A 19,203-nucleotide genomic window follows, 5' to 3' on the forward strand; every position below is an offset into this window, starting at 1 on the left:
CCGGGCACGCGCGCCCTGGGACATTCCCTGGCACCGGCCGCCGCTATGCTGGCGGGCCTCACAACGGAGCCCCCACGATGGACCTCGATCCCCAAGGCCTTGCCACCCGCCGCGCCGTGCTGGGCGACGCCTATGTCGACGCCGCACTGGCCAAGGCCACGCCCTTCAGCGCGCCGCTGCAGGAGCTGGTGACCCGCCACGCCTGGGGCAACACCTGGCAGCGTGAAGGCATCGACCTGCGCACGCGCAGCATCGTCACGGTGTCGATGCTGGTGGCGCTGGGCCGCATGCACGAGCTGAAGGTGCATGTGCGCGGCGCGCTGAACAACGGCGTGACGAAGGAAGAACTGCAGGAGATCTTCCTGCATGCCAGCGTGTACTGCGGCTTCCCGGCGGCGGTGGATGCCTTCCGCACCGCCGCCGAGGTCATCGACGCGGCCTGATCTCCCGATCAGGCCGCACCGGCGCCGGGCTCACTTGCCCAGGCGGTAGGTCGTCCACGACGCGTTCATGCGGTCGTCCTGCCCGGTGGAGAACCGGTCCATGCAGGCGTCGTCGGTGTAGTCCATGAAGTTGTTGATGGGATCGATCCCGCTGATGGTGGTGCACGAGTCGCGGCCCACCGGGCAGCCATAGGCGGCACTGCGCTCGGCCGGCGTGTCGGCCACGATGTCGCCCTGGTTCGCCGACTTCTTGCAGCCGCCCTGGAACGTGTGGTACAGGCCCATCCAGTGGCCCACCTCGTGCGTGCCGGTGTCACCCAGGTTGTAGGGTGCGGCCGAGCCGCCGGGCACCGAGCTGTACAGCAGCACCACGCCGTCAGCCGACGGGTTGGCCTGGTAGTCGGACGGGAAGGTGGCCCAGCCCAGCAGGCCGCCGCCGGGGTTGCTGGAATAGATGTTCAGCGTGGCGGCCGAGCCCTGGCGCAACGCCTGCTTCATCTGCTTCTCGGCCGTGGTGCCCGGCCCGGCGGTGTACCAGGCGTCATTGCGCGTGGTGGTGGTGCCCACCAGGTTGAAGCTGAAGCCCGAGGGCGCGTAGGCCGCGTTCAGCACGGCGATCTGGCTCTGGATCTGCTGTGCCGTGGGTGCGCCCTGGCCCGCCGAGTTGGTGATGCTGTGCCACACCACGTTGACCACGCCCCCACGGGCCGCCATGTCCAGCACCGACAGCTTGCCGTTGATGCGCTTGGGCATGCGCGGCGTGATCTCGCGGTCGATCTCGTTGGCGCGGATGTCGTCGATGTGCGGCGCGCCGCAGCGCAGGCCGGCGGCGATGAAGGCCGCCTTGTTGGCGAACGAACGTCCCTCCAGCACGAAGGGCACGTTGTCGTCGGCACGGGCCTGCACGGCCACCGGCGTCTGGGCCAGGCTGGGCAGGCTGACCGCGACCAGCACGGCGAGCAGCAGGGCGGATGTCTTGCGCATGGTTGTCTCCTGTGGGGGGGGGTCGCAAGGCGCCTGTGCGGCCACAGGATGTCGCCGCGACGGCGCCGCGCGTGCGCGATGGTTGAAGGCCCCACGCCGGGCGTCAACCCCCTCGCTTGACGGGCACCGCGCCGCCGGACGGTCAGGGCGCGAGGCCGATCTCGATGCGCCCGAGCACACCGTAATCGGCCACCACCCGGTCGCCCGGCTGGATGGCCAGCGGCACCATGCAGGTGCCGCACGAGGCCCAGTCGCCCGCGCGCAGGCCCACGCCCAGCGCCGACAACTCGTTGGCCAGCCAGGTGAGCGCGGTGCGCGGGTCGCCCAGCAGTGCCCGGCCCTCGCCCTGGCGCTCATAGCGCGGCGTGCCATCGGCACCGCGCACCGTGGCGTGCACCGTGTGCGCCGCCAGGTCCAGCGTGCGCCAGGCCTCGGGCGCGGCCTCGCCGAACGCGAAGCTGCCGCAGCAGGCGTCGTCGGCGATCAGCTGCGCCTTGCCCACGGCACAGAAGTCGGCATAGCGCGAGTCGGGCAGCTCGAACGACGGATGCAGCGAGGCCACCGCGGCCATCACCTCGTCCACCGAGTAGGGCGCCGCGCGCGGCGGCAACGCCTGGCCGAAGCGGAACGCGAGCTCGGGCTCGAGCACGCGCATGCGGTTGCCCGCCAGCGACAGCGTGGCCCCCACCGGATGCACGAAGCCCGCCAGGATGCGCCCGGCCAGCGGCCCGTCCACGGCAATGTGCTGCTGGCCCGCCGTGCTGGTGGCGGCGATCTTCCAGCCCACCACCGCGTCACCCGCCACGGCCGGCAGCGCGGCCTGGATGGCATGGCCGGCGGCCAGGTCGTGCGGGCGCAGATCAGGTGGCAGCTGGTCGATCACCGTGCCGGCCTGGCGAGCGGACCAGAGCAGGCGCGCAGCGGTGGCAGTGGCGGTGGCGTCAATGGGTGGCATCGGTGGCTTTCATCAGAGGCGGCGGCTTCCAAGCGGACCTGGCGTGGCCCGCGTCACGCGTCAGCCACCCGGGCGCAACACCATTTTCAACGCGCCGTCTTCGCGCCGGTCGAACAACTCGTAAGCCCGGGCACCTTCGCTGAGCGACAGGCGGTGGCTGATGAAGCGCTCGGGATGCAGGCGGCCCGCCTGCACCAGGGGCACCAGGGCCGGCCATTCCTCGGGCACCGAGCAGGTGCCGATGCGGAAGGTGAGCCCCATGTTGAAGGCATGCCACATCGGGAACGCCACCATCCTCTCCTGCGCCACGCCGATCACACTCACCGTGCCGCGGCGGCCCGCCAGGCGCATGGCCAGGCTGATCGTGGCCTCGTAGCCCACGGCCTCCAGCACGCAGTCGGCCATGCGACCTTGCGTGGCCTCGGCCAGCTGCGCGGCCAGGGCCTTGGGGTCGTCGCCATCGAGCGCGGTGGCACCCAGGCTGGCGGCCAGCGCGCGGCGCTCGGGCACGCGGTCGATGGCGAACACGCGGCTGGCGCCCATCACGAAGGCCGATTCCACGCCCATCAGGCCGATGGGCCCCAGGCCGACCACGGCCACCGTGCTGCCGGGGCGGATGTCGGCATTGCGCGCACCGAACCAGGCGGTGGCCTGGGCGTCGGTGAGCATCAGCGCCTGCTCGTCGCTCAGGCCTTCGGGGATGGCACGGGCGTTGAAGTCGGCCGTGGGCACGCGCAGGTATTCGGCCTGGCTGCCCTGCAGCTTGGCGCTCAGGCCGTAGCAGTTGCCCGAATTGGTGACGCAGCGGTTCACCACGCCGGCCAGGCAGGGCGCGCACTGGCCGCAGCCCACGGCGGCCGACACCATCACGCGCTGGCCCACCTTCAGCTGGCGCACGCCGCGGCCGGCCTCCACCACCTCGCCCACGGCCTCGTGACCCACGCAAAAGCCGATGTCTTCCGAGAATCCGTGGCCGTGGTAGATGTGCAGGTCACTGCCGCAGATGGCGCAGGCCCTGACCTGGATGATCGCGTCGCGGTCGTCCTCGATCTTCGGGTCGATCAGCTCGGTGAAGCGGATGTCGCGTTGGCCGAAGTAGGCCAGGGCTTTCATGGTGTGCCTCCCTGATTGCAGTTCGGTTCAGCGCGCCGGTGACGGCTGCACCACGCTGGCGCCGGTGGTGCCGGGCGGGTGCGCCGGCTGCTCACCCGAGGCATCGGCCGGCGACATGCCCTGCGCCGGAATGGCCGACAGTTCCTTGATCTTCTGCCGGCCCAGCTGGTTCATGTGCACGGCGTCGGGTCCGTCGGCAATCCGCACGAAGCGGTTGATGGCCCAGAAGTAGGCCAGTTCGGTGTCGTCGCTGACGCCCATGCCACCGTGGGCCTGGATGGCGCGGTCGATCACCGTGGTGGCCATGCTGGGGGCCACCACCTTGATGGCCGCGATCAGGTCCTTGGCCACCTTGTTGCCGTGCTTGTCCATCATGTCGGCGGCCTTCAGCGTCAGCAGGCGGGCCTGCTCGATCTCGCAGAAGCTCAGGGCCACGTCTTGCCGGATGGCGCTTTGCTCGCTGAGCTTGCGGCCGAAGGTGCTGCGCGCCTCGACGCGGCGGCACATGGTCTCGAGTGCGCGCTGGGCTTGGCCGATGGAGCGCATGCAGTGGTGGATGCGGCCGGGGCCGAGGCGGCCTTGCGCGATCTCGAAGCCCTTGCCGGGGCCGAGGATCAGGTTGGCCTTGGGCACGCGCACGTTCTCGAAGCGCAATTCGGCCTCGCCACCGGGCGAGTGCAGGCGGCCGAAGACCTTCTGGTTGCGCACGATGGTCAGGCCCGGTGTGCCACGCGGCACGATCACGGTGCTGTGCTGGCCGTAGCGGCCGCCGGCCTCACCGATCGACGCATCCTTGCCCATCACCAGCAGCAGCGTGCAGCGCTCGTCCATGATGCCGCTGATCCACCACTTGCGGCCGTTCAGCACCAATTCGTCGCCGTCATGCTCGATGCGCAGCGCCACGTTGGTGGCGTCGGATGACGCCACCTGCGGCTCGGTCATCACGTAGGCCGAGCGGATGGCGCCATCCAGCAGCGGCAGCAGCCACTGCGCCTGCTGCGCCGGCGTGCCGTAGCGAGCCAGCACCTCCATGTTGCCGGTGTCGGGTGCCGAACAGTTGAAGACCTCGCTGCTCCAGGGCACGCGGCCCATCACCTCGGCCAGCGGCGCGTACTCCAGGTTGGTGAGGCCCGGGCTGATGGCGCCGTATTCGTGCGGCAGGAACAGGTTCCACAGGCCTTGCTCGCGCGCCAGCTTCTTCAGCGGCTCGATGCCGGGCCAGTGCTGCCAGAGCTTGCTCGGGTCGTTCACCCAGTCCTCGTGCTCGCGCTCCTTGGGGTAGACATGCTGGTCCATGAAGGCGTTGAGTTGCGCCAGCAGGCCTTGCACTTTCTCGCTGTGGTCGAAGTTCATGTTCGGGGTCTCGTGAGGGGTTGGATCAGGCGAGGCTCAAACCGCCATCGCAGGCGATGGTCTGGCCCGCCATGTACGCGGCCAGCGGCGAGGCCAGGAACAGCACGGCGCCGGCCATGTCGGCGGGCGTGCCCATGCGGTGCATGGGGATCCTGGCCAGCGCGCCTTCCAGGCGCTTGGGGTGCTCGGTGGTCACCTTGGTGAGCTTGGTGTCCACCAGGCCCGGCGCCATGCCGTTGACGCGGATGCCTTCGGGCGCCCAGGCCACGCCCAGCGTGCGCGTCAGGCTGATGGCACCGGCCTTGCTGGCGGCATAGGCCGGGTTGCCCACGTTGGCGCCATAGCCGGCGATGCTGCTGACGATGACGATGCGGCCGCCCGGCCTGCCGTCGGACGGCAGCAGCGCCGGCTTGAAGCGGCGGCAGCAGTGCATCAGGCTGTCGAGGTTGACGGCCATCACCTGGTCCCAGCCTTCGCGCTCGAACTCGCCGCGGCGGTACACCACGGTGCCCTGGCACAGCACCAGCACATCCAGCGTGGCACCGTCACCGCCCGGCTGCGGCGCGCGGTCAATCGCGTCGGGGTCGCCCACGTTCACGCCGGTGTAGTGCAGGCCGGTCAGGTCACTGCCCTCGCTGCCGGCGTAGTCGGCCGCGCTGGGGCGCGTGCCCCACACATGCACCTCGGCACCGCGCGCCCTGAAGGCGTGGGCAACACCGTTGCCGATGCCGCTGCTGCCGCCCACCACCAGCACGCGCTGGCCGGTGAAATCGGTGTCGTTCATCTCGCTCTCCCGTGGCTGTGTCTCGCGGCATGGTGCGCCTGCGCGGCGCTGGCGCCGCGTCACGCGGCGGACAGCGCGGCATCAGGGCATGCCCGGAGAGGGGGTGTCACCTGGGTGTCGTGACGCCCGTCGGGCGGGGCCATTCGTCGCATCGGACGATGGGCATCCCGACGCCGGCGCGCCAGACTGCGCAGGTCCACACCGCACGCCAGCCAGCACCATGACAACACCCCGCCGCCCGCTGCGCCTGGCCAACTTCTCCGGCTACCTGGGCGACCGCTTCACCGCGCTGGCCGAGGTGCTGGACGGCGACCCGGTGGACGTGCTCACCGCCGACTACCTGGCCGAGATCACGCTGGCCACGCTGTCGGCCCTGCATGCGCGCGACGGGCGCAAGGGCTATGTGGATGCCTTCGTGTCGCAGATCCGGCCGCAGCTGCCGCGCATTGCAGAGCGCGGGCTGAAGGTCGTCACCAATGCCGGCGGCTTCCACCCCGCCGCGCTGGCCGAGCACCTGCGCGGCCTGGTGGCGGCCGCCGGGCTCGATCTGAACGTGGCCCACGTGGAAGGCGACAACCTGCTGCCGCGCATGGCCGAGCTGCGCGCCGCCGGCCATGCGCTTCCGCACCTCGACACGCACGAGCCGCTGGCCACCTGGGGCGCCAGCGTGGACAAGCCCGAAGGCGCCCAACCGATCGCCGCCAACGCCTACCTGGGCGGCTGGGGCATCGCCCGCGCGCTGGCCGCGGGCGCCGACATCGTGGTCTGCGGCCGCGTCACCGATGCATCCCTCACCGTCGGCCCCTGCGCCTGGTGGCATGGCTGGGCCCTGGACGACTGGCCCGCGCTGGCCGGCGCCGTGGTGGCCGGCCACATCATCGAGTGCGGCCCGCATGCCACCGGCGGCAACTTCAGCGGCTTCACGGCCGTGCCCGGCATGGCCCAACCGGGCTTCCCGATCGCCGAGGTGGCGCACGACGGCAGCGCGATCATCACCAAGCACGCCGGCCATGGCGGCATGGTGACCGTGGACACGGTCACCGCCCAGCTGGTCTACGAGATCCAGGGCCCCATCTACCTGAACCCCGACGTCACCACCGATTTCTCGGGCGTCACGCTGGAACAAATTGCGCCTGACCGCGTGGCCGTGCGCGGCGCCGTCGGTGCGCCGCCGCCGGCCACCACCAAGCTGGCGCTGTTTGCCGACATCGGCTGGCAGCTGGTGAACACCGTGTTCGTCACCGGCCGCGACATCGACGCCAAGATCGCGCTGCTGCGCGAGCAGCTGATCGGCTGGGGCGGCGCCGACCAGGTCGATGAGTTGGAGATCACCCGCTTCGGCCGTCCCGACTGCGGCCCCGGCGCCACGCAGGCCGACGCCAGCGTGGCCGTGCGCGTGATGGCCACGGCGCGCGAGCCCGGGCCGCTGAAGCGCCTGGCCGGCGGCCTGCATGCGCTGTACCTGAGCAGCTTTCCGGGGGTGCACCTGGACACCGGCGCGCGCCGCGTCAACGAGCCCTGGCCGCGCACCGAGTACTGGCCGGCCGTGCTGCCGGTCAGCGTGATCCGCCACGAGGCGGTGCTGGCCGATGGCACGCGGCTGGCCGTGCCCCATCCGCCCGCCGGGCCGCTGATCGAGCAGCCGCCATCGACCGAGCCCGATGCGCCGACCGGCGACGAACCGACCCGCGACGTCCCGCTGGGCCTGATCGCCCACGCCCGCTGCGGCGACAAGGGCGGCAACAGCAATGTGGGGCTGTGGGCGAAGGACGCGGCGGCGTGGCCCTGGCTACGCGCCTATCTCAGCAGCGACCGCCTGCGCACCCTGCTGCCCGAAGCTGCGGGCCTCACGCTGCGCCGCCACGAGCTGCCGCACCTGCACGCGGTGCACTTCGTCATCGAAGGACTGCTGGGCCGCGGTGGATCGAGCAACCTGCGCGCCGATCAGGCCGGCAAGGCGGTGGGCGAGGCGATCCTGGCCAAGACCGTGCGGGTGCCCAGCGCCTTGGGCGACGGCTGACGTCAGTCGGGCGATGCCCAGCGCATGGCCGGCAGGGGCTTCACATCGACCTTGCCGCGCAACTGCGGATAGCTCTTGAAGATGGCAGCCAGATCGCGGTCGGCCTCGTGGCGCACGGTCACCTCGGCGCTGCTCAGCATGTCGACGCCGAGCGCGTTCCTGGTCCAGTTCAGGTGCCCGTGCAGGTTACCCAGGTAGGTCACGCTCCCGGCTTGCACCTCGAAGGTCAAGGGCGGCGGCGCGGGCTGAGGCGAATAGCTGCGCGTGAAGTAGACGTAGTTCTGGAACACCGTCCATTGCGTGAAGGCGTAGCGCCCAGGCGGCAACTCGCGCACGAACACCCGGCCCCACAGGTCATCGAACGACGATTCGATGACCGGCGACAGCGTTGCCAGCTGGGTGGAGAAGGCGCGCTGCAAGTCCTGCTGGCGATCCAGGTCGCGCATGTCGACGAACAGGGTCACGTTGCCGGCCCGCCGCGCGATCGCTGTCATGTCGCGCTCGTGCGTCACGCTGAACAGCACCCAGCCGGCGCCCTTCAGCGTCTCGGGTGCCGCATGCCGGTCGATGCTGCCGGTGGTCTCGCAGCCCGACAACGCGGCAAGCCCTGCCAGACCCAGTGCGATGAAGATTCGTCGTTGCATGCTGGCTCTCCTGTTCCTGATGTCTCAAGCCATTCTTGGCCGCTGCGGCGGCCGTGGCTTGATCAGGCGCAGGCGCTGGGTCGCCAGGCAGCGTCAGGGTTTGGGCAGCATCAACTCCAGCTCATGTCGCTTGACCTTGCCGGTGGTGCTGCGCGGAAAAGCCTCGAAGGCGATGAAGATCACATCCTTGGGCTGCTTGTAGCCGGCGATGCGGCCGCGGCACAGGGCCTTGAGGTCGTCGGCGGTGAGTGATTCATCGAGCCGCGCAACGAAGGCCACCGGCACCTCGCCCCACTTGGGGTCGGGTTGGCGCACCACCACGGCTTCGGCCACCTGCGGGTGGCCCATCAGCACGCGCTCGATCTCGGCCGGGTAGATGTTCTCGCCGCCCGACTTGATCAGGTACTTGCGCCGGTCCACGAAGTCCAGCGTTCCATCGGGGTTGCGCACGAACACATCGCCCATGTGGAACCAGCCGCCGCGGAAGTCGCGCGCCGTGGCCGCGTCATTCGCCCAATAGCCCGAGAACAGCGTGGGGCCGCGCACGCACATCTCGCCGGGTTGGCCGTCGGGCACCTCGGCGTCGTCTTCGTCCACCAGCTTGATCTGCACATAGGTGTTCTGCTGCTTGGACAGGCGCTCGGGCAGGCTGCCCACCGCGATGGTGTGGCGGCTGGCCGGTGGCGCGCCGGTCTCGGTGGAGCCAAAGGAGTTGAGGAACGGTGCGCCATACAGCGTGGTGACGCGCTGGATCTGCGCCAGCGGCACCAGGTCGGCCATGCAGCCGATCGAGCGCGCTCCCTTGGGCGTGAGGCCGGTGCGCTCGATCTCGTCGATCACGCGGTCCACCATGCCGGGCATCAAGGTGAGGTGGCCGATGCGGGTGCGGGCGGTGATGGCCACCAGTTCGGGCACATCCAGCCCGTCCATCACGATGACATGGCCGCCGGTGACCAGCGTGGCGTAGACCGAATCGGTGGACACCATGTGGAACAGCGGCGCCCAGGCGATGAAGGCATCGCCTGGCTGGCCGCCCAGGTCCACCGCGCCCACCATCGCACGGGCCAGCATCGCCCGCTGGCTGATCAGTGCGCCCTTGGGCAGGCCGGTGGTGCCGCTGGTGTACAGGATCACCAGGCCACATTCGGGATCGAGGTCTGGATCGAGTGCTGCGTCGTCGAGCCCGGCACGCGCCTCGGCCGCGGCCAGCCAGGCTTCGTAGCCACCGGCGTCCAGGTCGAGCACGCGGCCGACGCCGTGGTCCAGCCGGGCGATGGCTGCGGCCTGCCGGCCCGAATGCACCAGCAGCGCCGGCGTGACCAGGCGAATGCAGTGCGTGAGCTCTTCGTCGCTCTGGCGCCAGTTCTGGCACGCCAGGATCAGGCCCAGCCGCGCGGCCGCCAGCTCGAACTCCACGTACTCGGACCGGTTCTCGCTGAGCAGCGCGATGCGATCACCCCGCCGCAGGCCCATCGCCAGCAGCTGCCGCGCCAGCGCCTGCACGCGGACGGCCAGCTGACGGTAACTGAAGTGCTGATCGCCGAAGCTCAGCGCCACACGCTGCGGGTGGCGCGCCACCTGCTGCTGGAACAGGCCGTACAGGCTGAGCTGCGCGGCGCGCGCAGGAAGCGACAGGGCCAGGGACATGTGGCGCTCCGGTGGGGGCTGGAGCGGATCACTCTAGCCAGCGGCGCGCGCGGCGCGGTTGCCTTGGGTGACAGCTACCGCCAGGCGGCGATGGGGAAAGAACCGAACGGCACCACCGGGATCAGCCCGCTACTGTTTCGGCAATCAGCACATCTGCCGGAATGCCGAGGCTGATGTGAAGCCTGCGGATCATGGCGAGCGTCAACGGCCGCTTGCGGTTCAGGATCTCGTAGACCCGGTTGCTCTTGCCGATGATCGGCTCCAGATCCTTCACCGACATGCCGCTCTGCTCCATGCGGAACTTGATGGCTTCGACGGGATCGGGCGGCGCGATCGGCAAGTGCTTGGCCTCATAGGCCTGCACCAAGGTGGCCAGGATGTCCAAGCGGTCACCCTCCGGCGTCCCCAGATCGGGATCGGATTCCATCAGGCTGGCGATGTCCTTCAGCGCAGCCTTGTAGTCAGCCTCGGTGTGGATCGGTCGAATGTCCATGCCTTGCTCCGATGAACTTCAGCTCATGTCGACGGTTTCAGCGTCCACATCGTCGTACTCTGTGTGGGTGCCGATGAACTTCACGTAGACGATCTGCAAGTGGTACGCGATGGCCACGATCAGACGATAGTCGTTGCCCTTGATGTTGAAGACCACCCGCCGGTTCTTCAACACGCTGGCGCTTCGGTACCGGGCCTTGATGTCGGCGGGTTGCGACCACGACGCATAGCTCACCTCGTCAAACCAAGCCTTCAGAGGCTGCTCGGCGTCGGGGTGCATGGCCCAGAAATCGCGCAGTGTCGAGACGGCGATCACACGCATGCGTGCAGTTTAGTCCCAAATTGGGACTGTCACAAGGAGGATCGTACCGGATCAGCCAAACACCGGGAACGGCTCGAACCGCCCCTTCAGCAGCGCCGGGTCGGCAGGCGCGCCCAGCCAGCCCTGCTCCACCGTGGCGTAGACGCGGCGGAAGTCGGTGGTGTGGATCAGGTTGTCATCCGGTGCGCGGCCGGCCAAGCTGACCGGCTGGCCGTAGAAGCCGCCTTTCACCGGCTTGCCGGCGATGAACATCGGGCCGGCGGTGCCGTGGTCGGTGCCGCCGTTGGCGTTTTCGGTGGCGCGGCGACCGAATTCCGAGAAGGCCATCAGCACCACGTCGTCGGCGCGGCCGATGCGGGCCATGTCGCGCAGGAAGGCGCTGACGCCATCGGACACATAGGTCAGCAGGCGCTGGTGCAGGTCGGCCTGGTGCACATGCGTGTCGAAGGCGTTGTTGCGGTAGGCCACGTAGTACAGCCGCGTGGGCAGGCCGGCGGCGATCAGCGCGGCCACCTTGGGCAGATCCACCGGCAGGATGCCGTAGTCCACTGGCGTGCGGTAGCTGGCGCAGGCGTTGCGCACCAGTTCCGACGCATCGAGCGCGCTGCGGGCCACGTCGCGCAAGAGCGCACGCGAGGGGTTGGTGTCACCGGCCATCGGCCCGGCGGCGTCGATCAGGCCCTTGCTTTCGAAGGGCATGTGGCGGGCGAAGCGTTCGGGGTCGTCGAACACCACCGGCACATGGCGCAGGCTGCGCACGGCCAGCGACTGCGTGGCGTCGATGTTGACGATGGCGTTGGGCGACCCGGCCGGCAGCAGCGTGTCGGCCAGGCGGCCGACCCAGCCGGTGGCCTCGCCGCTGTTGGGCGCGGCCGTGTGCCAGTAGGCCATCGACGCGAAGTGCGAGAAGCTGGGCTGCTCGTAGCCGCAGCCATGCACGATGGCCAGTTGCCCGTCCTTGTACAGGCGCTCGAAGCCGGCTAGGCCGGGGTTCAGGCCATGGTGCTCGTCCAGCTTGCGCAGGCGTTGCGGCTTGATGCCCAGCTTGGGCCGCAGGCGGTAGTAGGTGTCGTCGGCATAGGGCACCACGGTGTTCAGGCCGTCGTTGCCGCCGGACATCTCCAGCACCACCAGGATCTTCTGGCCCTTCTGACTGGCACCGGCGGTATCAGCCGCTTGCGCAGTGTTCCAGCCGGCAAAGGGTGCGGCCAGGGCACCGCCCAGCAAGGCGCGGCGCAGCGGATTCGGGTGATCGTGTCTCATGGCGTCGCTCCTCAGCCCAGCTGGTAGTCGGGGTGGCTCAGCATCAGGTGCAGCAGCGCACGCAGGCCGTCTTCCATGTAGGTGCGGGCGCGTGGCAACTGATCGATGCCCAGTTCCCGGGTCAGGAAGGCCGACCACGCGGCGCGGTCGGCGGCCGTGGGCGGCACGCTGAAGAAGCGCCGCGCCAGCACGTCCACGGCCTGGGCCGTGGTGGTGGCGCCGTCGGCCGTCACCAGGACGGCCAGGTTCAGCGCCGCAAAGCTGCGCGGGATCGGCGTGATGACCTCCACCGCACGCTGCCAGCCGCGGTAGCTGCCGTAACGGGTGTTGAAGTCCTCGTCGCGGTCGGCCAGGCGGTTGGACATGGCCATGCTGTTCTCCGGCATCGGCGCACCGGGCGCATACCCCTGCGTGGCCGGCACCGTGGCGGCGCTGATGTCCAAGCCGCGGCCGATGCGCTCATGCACCGCGCGCACCTCGTAGCCGGTGGCGTTCATCGGCACACGGTCGTTGGCCTCGGCCAGGAAGTCGGGAAACATCAGCCGATGGATGAAGTTGCCGCGCTCGATCAGCAGGCCCGGCGTGATCCACGCGCGGCCTTGTGCCCAGCCAGCCACCGTGGGCGGGTGCAGCAGGTGCTGGCCCTGGGCTTGCGTCACCTCGTTGAAGTCGGGCAGGCCGGGCACGGCGGCCAGGCCCAGCTTGCGGTAGGTGCCCACCACCAGTTCCACCGGGCTCTTGATGTGCGTGCCCACGCTGGCCGGGCTGTAGAAGTCGCGCGACAGGAAGATGGCCTCCATCAGCGGCGCCAGCTCCCAACGGTTGCGGCGTAGCACCTCGCTCAATTGGCGCGCGGTGGCCGGCGACAGCTCCTCGCGCACGAAGAAGCGGTAGAGGCGACTGGCAATGTACTCAGCCGCGGCAGGCTGCTGCAGGATGCGGTCGATGACCTGCACGCCGTCGTAACGACCTTCCTGGCCGAACACGGTCTTCAGGCCGTCGTCATGCTGGGCGGCGTTGACCACGAAGCGTGTGCCCTGGAAGTTCCAGCCGGTGAAGGCGCGGGCCGATTCGCGGATGTCGCGCTCGCTGTAGTTCCCGACGCCCAGCGTGAACATCTCGAGGATCTCGCGCGCGAAGTTCTCGTTGGGCGCGCCCTTCACATTCACGCCGGCGTCCAGAAAGGCCAGCATCGCCGGGTTCTGCGCCACGGCCACCATCAGCTCTCGGAAGTTGCCCAGGCCCTGGGCCTGGAACAGCTGCAGCTGCTGCAGCATCTTGCGGTGGTCACGCACCTTGTCCTCGTGCGTGGCGAAGTGGCCGTGCCAGAACAGCGCCATCTTCTCCACCAGCGGCCGTTCGGTCAGCAGCATGCGCTCGGCCCACCACTGGTTGATGCGGTTGCATTCCAAGTAGCTGGCGCGCAGCCAGAAGAAGAACTGGTTGACCACCGGCTGCAGCGGCCGGTTGCCGCCCGGCTTGGCCTGGATGCCCAGCGCCTCGCCGTTCTTCTTGGCCGCCTCGGTGGTGGCCGGCCGGCTCTCGGGGAAGGGGTCGATGCCGGCATCGGGGATCGGCGAGGGCTGGAAGGGCCGCACGCGGGGGTCGTTCACCGCCTGTGGCCGCACCAGCCGAGCCACCGCCTCACGCGGGCCCAGCGCAGCCAGCGCGTCGATCTGCTGCGGCGTGCCGCCAAAGCCCGCGCGTTCCAGCAGGTGGGCGGCGCGCTCGCGGTTCCAGTCGGCCGCCGTGATGGGGCGCAGGTCGTCGATCCAGGCGGCCGGCGCCACCGCCCCCTCAGCGGCCCGCGCGGCACCGTTGGACAGCATCACCAGGCCCGCGGCCAGCAGGCCGGTGGCCAGGTACCGCAGCAGGCGCTGCGGCCCCAGGTTCCGGTGGACGATTCGCTCCATGCGCACACTCCCTGCGCCCCCGGATGCGGGAGGCGGGGCGGATTGTGCCCAGCGTCACCGGCGCTGTGGGCTGTGCCCGGCGCGGCAAGGCAAACTGCCCGGCGGGCGCCGCCGCGTGCTCGCGGGGCCGGGTGCCCAGCCAGCGGGCCGAGCGCCGGGCCGCCCCAAGCCGGCCCGCCAACCCGCCCGGCGGGTGGACTCGCGTACCCGCGGGGCCGGGTGCCCCTTCAGTTCGCCGCGAAGCAGTAGAAGCGGCCGCTGCCGCCGGTGCGCACCAGGGCCTCGTTGCTGCAGCCCACGCTGGGGTGCGAGAAGTTCCAGCTCTTGGCCCAGTTCTCGGGCAGCGGGCCGATGCGGTCGTGGTGGCCCACGATGGCCGAGCCGTCGGTGCTGCTGGTCCAGGCGCGGCAGGTGGTGTCGGCCTGCGGCGCAAAGGCCGTGCCGTCATCGCGCGAGCCGGTCAGGATGTCGTGCTCGTTCGGGTTGTCGCCGCGACCGTTGACGACGCGGCCACGCTCGTCCAGCGCGGTGGCCTTGGTCAACGCATTGCCGCCATGCAGCTGGGCCAGGTCACGCGCGATCAGCTCGCCCTTGGCGTTGTACCAGGGGCCGGTGCCGATGCGGTCGCGCGCATTGATGGCCGGCACCGCCGGGCTGTTGGCGGTGGCGAAAGTGGGCGGCACGCTGAGGTAGGCGCGCCAGGTGCGCCCGCCCGCACCGGCCGCGGCGGCCAGCTTCTGGCAATGCGCGTCGGCGCCGGCCAGCCCCCCCAGGTTGCCGCCCTGGCCCGGGCCGGCGCTGGTGATGAAGAAGCCCATGGGGCCGGTGGCCGGTGCGGTGGCGCAGGCGGCCAGCGCGCCGGCGACCGCCAGCACGGCCGCCAGGGACAAGGAACGAGAACGGCGCATCAATGGCACTCCCGGGTTGGTGAAGTGAAGAAGGCGAGACACCCGATTACGCACCGGACGGCCGGCTTCATCCTCAGGGAGTTCCCGCAGTGGCCGGCAAATGCGGCGCTGTCACCCCGTCGGCCAGCAGCTGGCGCTTGAGCAGCTTGCCGCTGGCCGTCATCGGCAGCGCCGGCACCACGCTGATCTGCGTGGGCCGCTTGTAGGGCGCCAGCTGCTCGCGCAGGTGGGCGTCGAGCGCCTGGCGCGCCGCGTCGTCCAGCACCGCACCCGGCCGCAGTTCCAGAAAGGCCAGCACGGCCTCGTTGCCATCGGCCTCGGGCCGGCCCAGCACGGCGCTGCGCTGCACCGGCCCGAAGGCGTTGAGCACCGCCTCCACCTCGGCCGGGTAGACGTTGAAGCCCGAGCGGATGATCATCTCCTTCAACCGGCCCACGACGAACAGCGCGCCATCGGCCTGCAGCTCGCCCAGGTCGCCGCTGGCGTACCAGCCGCCCGGTCGCATCACCGCATCGGTGGCCGCCGCATCGCGGAAGTAGCCCGGCATCAGCCCGCGCCCGCGCAGCCAGATCTCGCCGCGCTCGCCGGTGGCGCGCGGGGCACCGTTCACCGGGTCGACCACCTGCAGCTCGGCGCCGTCGACCACGTAGCCCGACGAGGTGTCTTGCCGCCATTCATCGCGCCGGGTCAGGTGGATGGAGCCGGCGTACTCCGACAGGCCGTAGCCGTGGTGCAGCGCCTGGCCGAAGGCGGCCTCGACGCGGGCTTTCAGCGCCATGTCCAGCGGCCCGGCGCCGGTGTAGAGGTAGCGCAGCGCAGGGGCGGGCGGATGGGCGATGCCGTGCTGCTCCAGATGCGCCAGCAGGCGCGAGAACAGCGCCGGCGGCCCCTGGAACTGGCTGACGCCGTGGTGGGCCAGCGCATCCAGCGCATCGGCGGGGTCGAAGCGCGGTCGCATCACCAGGCTGGCGCCGGCATGCAGGCTGGCCAGCAGCACCGTGGCCAGGCCGAAGATGTGGGTCATCGGCAGGCAGGCATAGGCGCGGTCATCCGGGCCCAGCGCACGCGAGTGCGCCGACACGCGGGCGAAGTGCATCACGCCGTCGTGGGTCATCAGCACGCCCTTGGGTGCGCCGGTGGTGCCCGAGGTGAAGATGATGGCCGCCACTGTGTCGCGCAGCGGGCCGGTCTCGGCCGTGGCCTGCGGCCGGGCGGGGCTGTGCATCAGGCCGGGGATGACCGAGGCCTGCGCCAGGCTTCTTGCCGCGTGCGCGGCGGCGTCGGCGGACACATCGGCCGTGTAGTAGGTGATGCGGGCATCGGCCTTGGCCTCGAACGCCGCGATCTCGCCCGGCGCCATGCGGGCGTTGACGCCGCAGCTCCAGGCGCCCACGCGGCTGCAGGCCAGGATCAGCGCCACATGCTCGGGGCAGTTCTCGGCGACGATGAGCACGCGGTCGCCCGCTTGCACGCCTTGCTGGCGGAGCTCTTGCTCGAGGGCGTCGACCTGCTGGGCGATGGCTTGGAAGCCTCTGGTTTGGCCCTGGGGCAGGTGCAGGAAGACGCGGTGGGGGTCCTTGGCGAGCCAGGTGTCGAAGAACGTGTGGATGCGGGGAGGGTTCATCTCTTCAAAGAGCGTTGTGGGTTGCTTGGCTGCTTTGCGGTGCTGTTGCGGCTTACGGCTGGGGTTGCCCATTGCTCTTGGCAGCCCGCCGGTCTCGCCCGGCCGGCGAGGTCCTTTCTTGTCGCGACAAGAAAGGACCCAAAGAAACGCTTCTGGAACTTTCCGTTGAGGCCCTGCTGTTCACCCACCACCGAGGCGGGCGCCTCGCCCGCCCGGCGGGCTCGAACAGGCTGCCGGCATAGGGCTGGGTGACGGATGCAGGGCCGCCGATGGCAAGGCCGTCGCGTAGAGGGGCTCTGGCAGCGTTCGTGCCCTGCCGCGTTCTTCACGCAAGTCTTGACCGGGGGTGCACGGCCGGTGAGTGGTCCGTGGCGTATCCGGCCGGCTATGTTCGAGCCCGCCGGGCGGGCGAGGCGCCCGCCTCGATGCGCTTCAAGCGCGAGGTGGTGTCGGAAAGTTTGGAGAGCGCTTTCTTTGCCTCCTTTCTTTTCGCGAAAAGAAAGGAGGTCGCCCGCCGGGGCGAACACCCGGCGCGCTGCAACGAAAAATGCGAAACGCCAACAAGCAACCCAGAACAAAAGATCAATCGATCGAGATGCCCTTCGTCACCGTCGCCCACTGCGCCCGCTCCGCCGCCGCCCGCTGCGCCACCTGCTCCGGCGTGCCAGCCCAGGCGTCATAGCCCTGCTCGCCATACGCCTTGGCCAGCTCCGGCTGCGCCAACGCCCGCCGCGCCGCCTCAAGCAATCGCGCTGACACAGCGGCAGGCAGCTTGTTCGGCCCGTACAGCGCATACCAGCCGCCCACGTCGAAACCGGGCAGGCCGGCCTCGGTCATCGTCGGCACATCGGGCATCGACGGGCTGCGCTTGTGCGCGCTGATCGCGATCGGCCGCACGCGGCCGCTGCCGATGTGCATGCGCGCGGTGCTCAGGATGTCGAACATCATCGTCAGCTGGCCGCCGATGACGTCCGACATGGCCGGGCCGCTGCCCTTGTAAGGCACGTGCAGCAGCTGCGTGCCGGTGCGGTCGGCCAGCAGTTCGCCGCTGAGGTGGTTGCTGCTGCCGATGCCGGCCGAGCCGAAGCTCAGCTTGCCCGGCTGGGCCTTGGCCAGCGCGATCAGCTCCTTCAGGTTCTGCGCCGGCACGTCCTTGTTGACCACCAGCACGTTGCTGTAGTTCACCAGCGGCGCCACCGGCGTGATGTCCTTGGCCGCGTCGAACGGCATCTTCTTCATCACGTTGGGGCCGATGGTGATCGGCGGGCTGGCGGCGAACCACAGCGTCAGGCCGTCCGGCGCCGCGCGGGCCACCAGGTCGCCCGCCAGCGTGGCGTTGGCACCAGGCTTGTTCTCCACCTGCACCGGCTGGCCCAGCTCCTTGGCCAGCGCGGGGGCGAACAGGCGCGCCGCGGCATCCACCGGGCCGCCAGGGGCATAGCCCACCAGCAGGCGCACCGGGCCCGTGGCCTGCGCCCAGGCGCTGGGCAGCGCGGCCGCGCACAGGGCCGCGGCGGCCAGCGCGCGGCGCGTGATGGCGCTTGCCATCAGATCGGGTCCCAGCCGAACACGTCGGCCGAACGGTCCATCGCGATGAAGCTGCCCTTGAGCGCCGGCATCGCATGGTCGGCGATGTGCTGCGGCGTCCAGCCCTCGCCGCGGTGCACGCTGCGGATCGGGCGCGGCTGGCTCATCAGGAAGATCTCGTTGTTGCGCACCGCGAAGACCTGGGCGTTGACCTCCTTGGCCGCGTCGCTCAGCAGATAGACGGCCAGCGGCGCGATCTTGGCCGGCGTCATCTGCTGCATGCGCGCCACGCGGGCCTGCTCTTCGGGCGTGTTGGTCGGGATCGAGCCGATCATGCGGCTCCAGGCGAACGGCGCGATGCAGTTCGAGCGCACGTTGAACTTGGCCATGTCCAGCGCAATGCTCTTGCTGAAGGCGGTGAGGCCCAGCTTGGCGGCGCTGTAGTTGGCCTGACCGAAGTTGCCGATCAGGCCCGAGGTGCTGGTCATGTGCACGAAGGCGCCGCTGCCCTGCTCCTTGAAGTGGTTGGCGGCCGCACGGCTGACGTACCAGCTGCCGTACAGGTGCACCTTGACCACGGCGTCCCACTCGGGGTCGGACATCTTGTGGAAGATGCGGTCGCGCAGGATGCCGGCGTTGTTCACCACGCCGTCGATGCGGCCGTAGGTGTCGAGCGCGCACTGGATGATGCGGTTGGCAGCCACCGCCTCGGCCACGCTCTCGGTGTTGGCCACGGCCGTGCCGCCGGCGGCCTGGATCTCGTTGACCACCTGCTGCGCCGGGCCGGCGCTGGCACCCTCGCCGGTGGTGCTGGTGCCCAGGTCGTTGACCACCACCTTGGCGCCCTCAGCGGCCATCGCCAGCGCGATGTCGCGGCCGATGCCGCCGCCCGCGCCCGTGACCACCACCACCTTGCCGTCCATCATGCCTGCCATGACCTGCTGCTCCTGCTGTTGTTGCGCCGTGGGCGCGCTGTCGGACATCGAAAGGCCCGTAGCGTGCCGTCCCGGCGCCCGCGACGCCATTCGCCATTGCCAAGGGGTCGGTTCGCAGGGTTGGAAGCGATTGGCAGGACAGTTCGCCCGCGCTGGAGCAGGCGAACATTCCTGCCATTGCGGGCGCGAGCCACCTCGACACGTCTGAACAGACCGGTAATTTCGCACTGCGCGTAGGGTCTTTCATGCGCACTGTCCATCGAAAATTCCCGCGAG

Annotated in this window: 17 protein-coding genes; 2 read left to right on the forward strand and 15 right to left on the reverse strand. The window is 70.0% G+C overall.

Features of this window, described 5'->3' with window-relative positions; translation table 11 throughout:
• Positions 1-77 precede the first annotated feature (77 nt).
• Entirely contained in the window at positions 78-443 is a 366-nt protein-coding gene (locus tag AACH10_RS12335; protein WP_341410721.1) for a carboxymuconolactone decarboxylase family protein, read from the forward strand.
• Between the two features lie 30 nt (positions 444-473).
• On the opposite strand, the gene AACH10_RS12340 is transcribed toward AACH10_RS12335, so the two are convergent.
• From AACH10_RS12340 to AACH10_RS12360, 5 genes are all read right to left on the reverse strand, one after another.
• Complete coding sequence (locus AACH10_RS12340) at positions 474-1,427, reverse strand: zinc metalloprotease (protein ID WP_341410722.1); 954 nt, start codon at positions 1,425-1,427, stop codon at positions 474-476.
• A gap of 142 nt (positions 1,428-1,569) precedes the next feature.
• A complete protein-coding gene (locus AACH10_RS12345) occupies positions 1,570-2,382 on the reverse strand; it encodes a 2-keto-4-pentenoate hydratase (RefSeq protein ID WP_341410723.1) in 813 nt (270 codons plus the stop codon).
• A gap of 60 nt (positions 2,383-2,442) precedes the next feature.
• The gene (locus AACH10_RS12350; protein WP_341410724.1) at positions 2,443-3,495 is read right to left on the reverse strand and encodes an alcohol dehydrogenase family protein; all 1,053 of its coding nucleotides are present in this window, start codon (positions 3,493-3,495) and stop codon (positions 2,443-2,445) included.
• 27 nt (positions 3,496-3,522) lie between these two features.
• On the reverse strand, positions 3,523-4,848 hold the full coding sequence (locus AACH10_RS12355; protein ID WP_341410725.1) for an acyl-CoA dehydrogenase family protein: 1,326 nt from the start codon (positions 4,846-4,848) through the stop codon (positions 3,523-3,525).
• A 25-nt stretch (positions 4,849-4,873) separates the two neighbouring features.
• Positions 4,874-5,632: an SDR family NAD(P)-dependent oxidoreductase gene (locus tag AACH10_RS12360; protein WP_341410726.1), complete on the reverse strand. Its 759-nt coding sequence runs from the start codon at positions 5,630-5,632 to the stop codon at positions 4,874-4,876.
• A 220-nt stretch (positions 5,633-5,852) separates the two neighbouring features.
• Here AACH10_RS12360 and AACH10_RS12365 point away from each other — a divergent pair, with 220 nt between their 5' ends.
• Entirely contained in the window at positions 5,853-7,652 is a 1,800-nt protein-coding gene (locus AACH10_RS12365; protein WP_341410727.1) for an acyclic terpene utilization AtuA family protein, read from the forward strand.
• Between the two features lie 2 nt (positions 7,653-7,654).
• Here AACH10_RS12365 and AACH10_RS12370 read toward each other — a convergent pair whose 3' ends face one another.
• The 10 genes from AACH10_RS12370 to AACH10_RS12415 form a co-directional block, all read right to left on the reverse strand.
• Positions 7,655-8,296, reverse strand: coding sequence for a hypothetical protein (locus AACH10_RS12370; protein WP_341410728.1), 642 nt, complete (start codon positions 8,294-8,296; stop codon positions 7,655-7,657).
• 93 nt (positions 8,297-8,389) lie between these two features.
• Positions 8,390-9,943 carry a class I adenylate-forming enzyme family protein gene (locus tag AACH10_RS12375; protein ID WP_341410729.1) on the reverse strand — a complete coding sequence of 518 codons (1,554 nt, stop codon included), beginning with the start codon at positions 9,941-9,943 and terminating at the stop codon, positions 8,390-8,392.
• 121 nt (positions 9,944-10,064) lie between these two features.
• On the reverse strand, positions 10,065-10,436 hold the full coding sequence (locus tag AACH10_RS12380) for a helix-turn-helix domain-containing protein (RefSeq protein WP_341410730.1): 372 nt from the start codon (positions 10,434-10,436) through the stop codon (positions 10,065-10,067).
• 18 nt (positions 10,437-10,454) lie between these two features.
• Positions 10,455-10,757 carry a type II toxin-antitoxin system HigB family toxin gene (locus AACH10_RS12385; RefSeq protein ID WP_341410731.1) on the reverse strand — a complete coding sequence of 101 codons (303 nt, stop codon included), beginning with the start codon at positions 10,755-10,757 and terminating at the stop codon, positions 10,455-10,457.
• Positions 10,758-10,808: 51 nt separating this feature from the next.
• Positions 10,809-12,020 carry a DUF1501 domain-containing protein gene (locus tag AACH10_RS12390; RefSeq protein WP_341410732.1) on the reverse strand — a complete coding sequence of 404 codons (1,212 nt, stop codon included), beginning with the start codon at positions 12,018-12,020 and terminating at the stop codon, positions 10,809-10,811.
• Between the two features lie 11 nt (positions 12,021-12,031).
• The gene (locus tag AACH10_RS12395; protein WP_341410733.1) at positions 12,032-13,933 is read right to left on the reverse strand and encodes a DUF1800 domain-containing protein; all 1,902 of its coding nucleotides are present in this window, start codon (positions 13,931-13,933) and stop codon (positions 12,032-12,034) included.
• A gap of 227 nt (positions 13,934-14,160) precedes the next feature.
• Positions 14,161-14,841, reverse strand: coding sequence for a hypothetical protein (locus AACH10_RS12400; RefSeq protein WP_423228597.1), 681 nt, complete (start codon positions 14,839-14,841; stop codon positions 14,161-14,163).
• A gap of 73 nt (positions 14,842-14,914) precedes the next feature.
• A complete protein-coding gene (locus tag AACH10_RS12405) occupies positions 14,915-16,465 on the reverse strand; it encodes a class I adenylate-forming enzyme family protein (protein WP_341410734.1) in 1,551 nt (516 codons plus the stop codon).
• 582 nt (positions 16,466-17,047) lie between these two features.
• Positions 17,048-18,013 (reverse strand): Bug family tripartite tricarboxylate transporter substrate binding protein, encoded by a 966-nt coding sequence (locus tag AACH10_RS12410; protein ID WP_341410735.1) that lies wholly within the window; start codon positions 18,011-18,013, stop codon positions 17,048-17,050.
• The gene (locus AACH10_RS12415) at positions 18,013-18,918 is read right to left on the reverse strand and encodes an SDR family NAD(P)-dependent oxidoreductase (RefSeq protein ID WP_341411167.1); all 906 of its coding nucleotides are present in this window, start codon (positions 18,916-18,918) and stop codon (positions 18,013-18,015) included. The genes AACH10_RS12410 and AACH10_RS12415 overlap by 1 nt, the downstream gene beginning before the upstream one ends.
• Positions 18,919-19,203: the final 285 nt, after the last annotated feature.

The organism is Pseudaquabacterium inlustre, assembly GCF_038066595.1.
GTDB classification, from domain to species: Bacteria; Pseudomonadota; Gammaproteobacteria; order Burkholderiales; family Burkholderiaceae_C; genus Pseudaquabacterium; species Pseudaquabacterium inlustre.

What these genes read in the sequence shown, in the direction of transcription:
- AACH10_RS12415 (WP_341411167.1), bottom strand. Translation starts at nt 18,918, where the DNA reads ATGATGGACGGCAAGGTGGTGGTGGTCACGGGCGCGGGCGGCGGCATC.
- AACH10_RS12385 (WP_341410731.1), bottom strand. Translation starts at nt 10,757, where the DNA reads ATGCGTGTGATCGCCGTCTCGACACTGCGCGATTTCTGGGCCATGCAC.
- AACH10_RS12405 (WP_341410734.1), bottom strand. Translation starts at nt 16,465, where the DNA reads ATGAACCCTCCCCGCATCCACACGTTCTTCGACACCTGGCTCGCCAAG.
- AACH10_RS12400 (WP_423228597.1), bottom strand. Translation starts at nt 14,841, where the DNA reads ATGCGCCGTTCTCGTTCCTTGTCCCTGGCGGCCGTGCTGGCGGTCGCC.
- AACH10_RS12345 (WP_341410723.1), bottom strand. Translation starts at nt 2,382, where the DNA reads ATGCCACCCATTGACGCCACCGCCACTGCCACCGCTGCGCGCCTGCTC.
- AACH10_RS12350 (WP_341410724.1), bottom strand. Translation starts at nt 3,495, where the DNA reads ATGAAAGCCCTGGCCTACTTCGGCCAACGCGACATCCGCTTCACCGAG.
- AACH10_RS12335 (WP_341410721.1), top strand. Translation starts at nt 78, where the DNA reads ATGGACCTCGATCCCCAAGGCCTTGCCACCCGCCGCGCCGTGCTGGGC.
- AACH10_RS12410 (WP_341410735.1), bottom strand. Translation starts at nt 18,013, where the DNA reads ATGGCAAGCGCCATCACGCGCCGCGCGCTGGCCGCCGCGGCCCTGTGC.
- AACH10_RS12375 (WP_341410729.1), bottom strand. Translation starts at nt 9,943, where the DNA reads ATGTCCCTGGCCCTGTCGCTTCCTGCGCGCGCCGCGCAGCTCAGCCTG.
- AACH10_RS12370 (WP_341410728.1), bottom strand. Translation starts at nt 8,296, where the DNA reads ATGCAACGACGAATCTTCATCGCACTGGGTCTGGCAGGGCTTGCCGCG.
- AACH10_RS12380 (WP_341410730.1), bottom strand. Translation starts at nt 10,436, where the DNA reads ATGGACATTCGACCGATCCACACCGAGGCTGACTACAAGGCTGCGCTG.
- AACH10_RS12360 (WP_341410726.1), bottom strand. Translation starts at nt 5,632, where the DNA reads ATGAACGACACCGATTTCACCGGCCAGCGCGTGCTGGTGGTGGGCGGC.
- AACH10_RS12390 (WP_341410732.1), bottom strand. Translation starts at nt 12,020, where the DNA reads ATGAGACACGATCACCCGAATCCGCTGCGCCGCGCCTTGCTGGGCGGT.
- AACH10_RS12365 (WP_341410727.1), top strand. Translation starts at nt 5,853, where the DNA reads ATGACAACACCCCGCCGCCCGCTGCGCCTGGCCAACTTCTCCGGCTAC.
- AACH10_RS12395 (WP_341410733.1), bottom strand. Translation starts at nt 13,933, where the DNA reads ATGGAGCGAATCGTCCACCGGAACCTGGGGCCGCAGCGCCTGCTGCGG.
- AACH10_RS12355 (WP_341410725.1), bottom strand. Translation starts at nt 4,848, where the DNA reads ATGAACTTCGACCACAGCGAGAAAGTGCAAGGCCTGCTGGCGCAACTC.
- AACH10_RS12340 (WP_341410722.1), bottom strand. Translation starts at nt 1,427, where the DNA reads ATGCGCAAGACATCCGCCCTGCTGCTCGCCGTGCTGGTCGCGGTCAGC.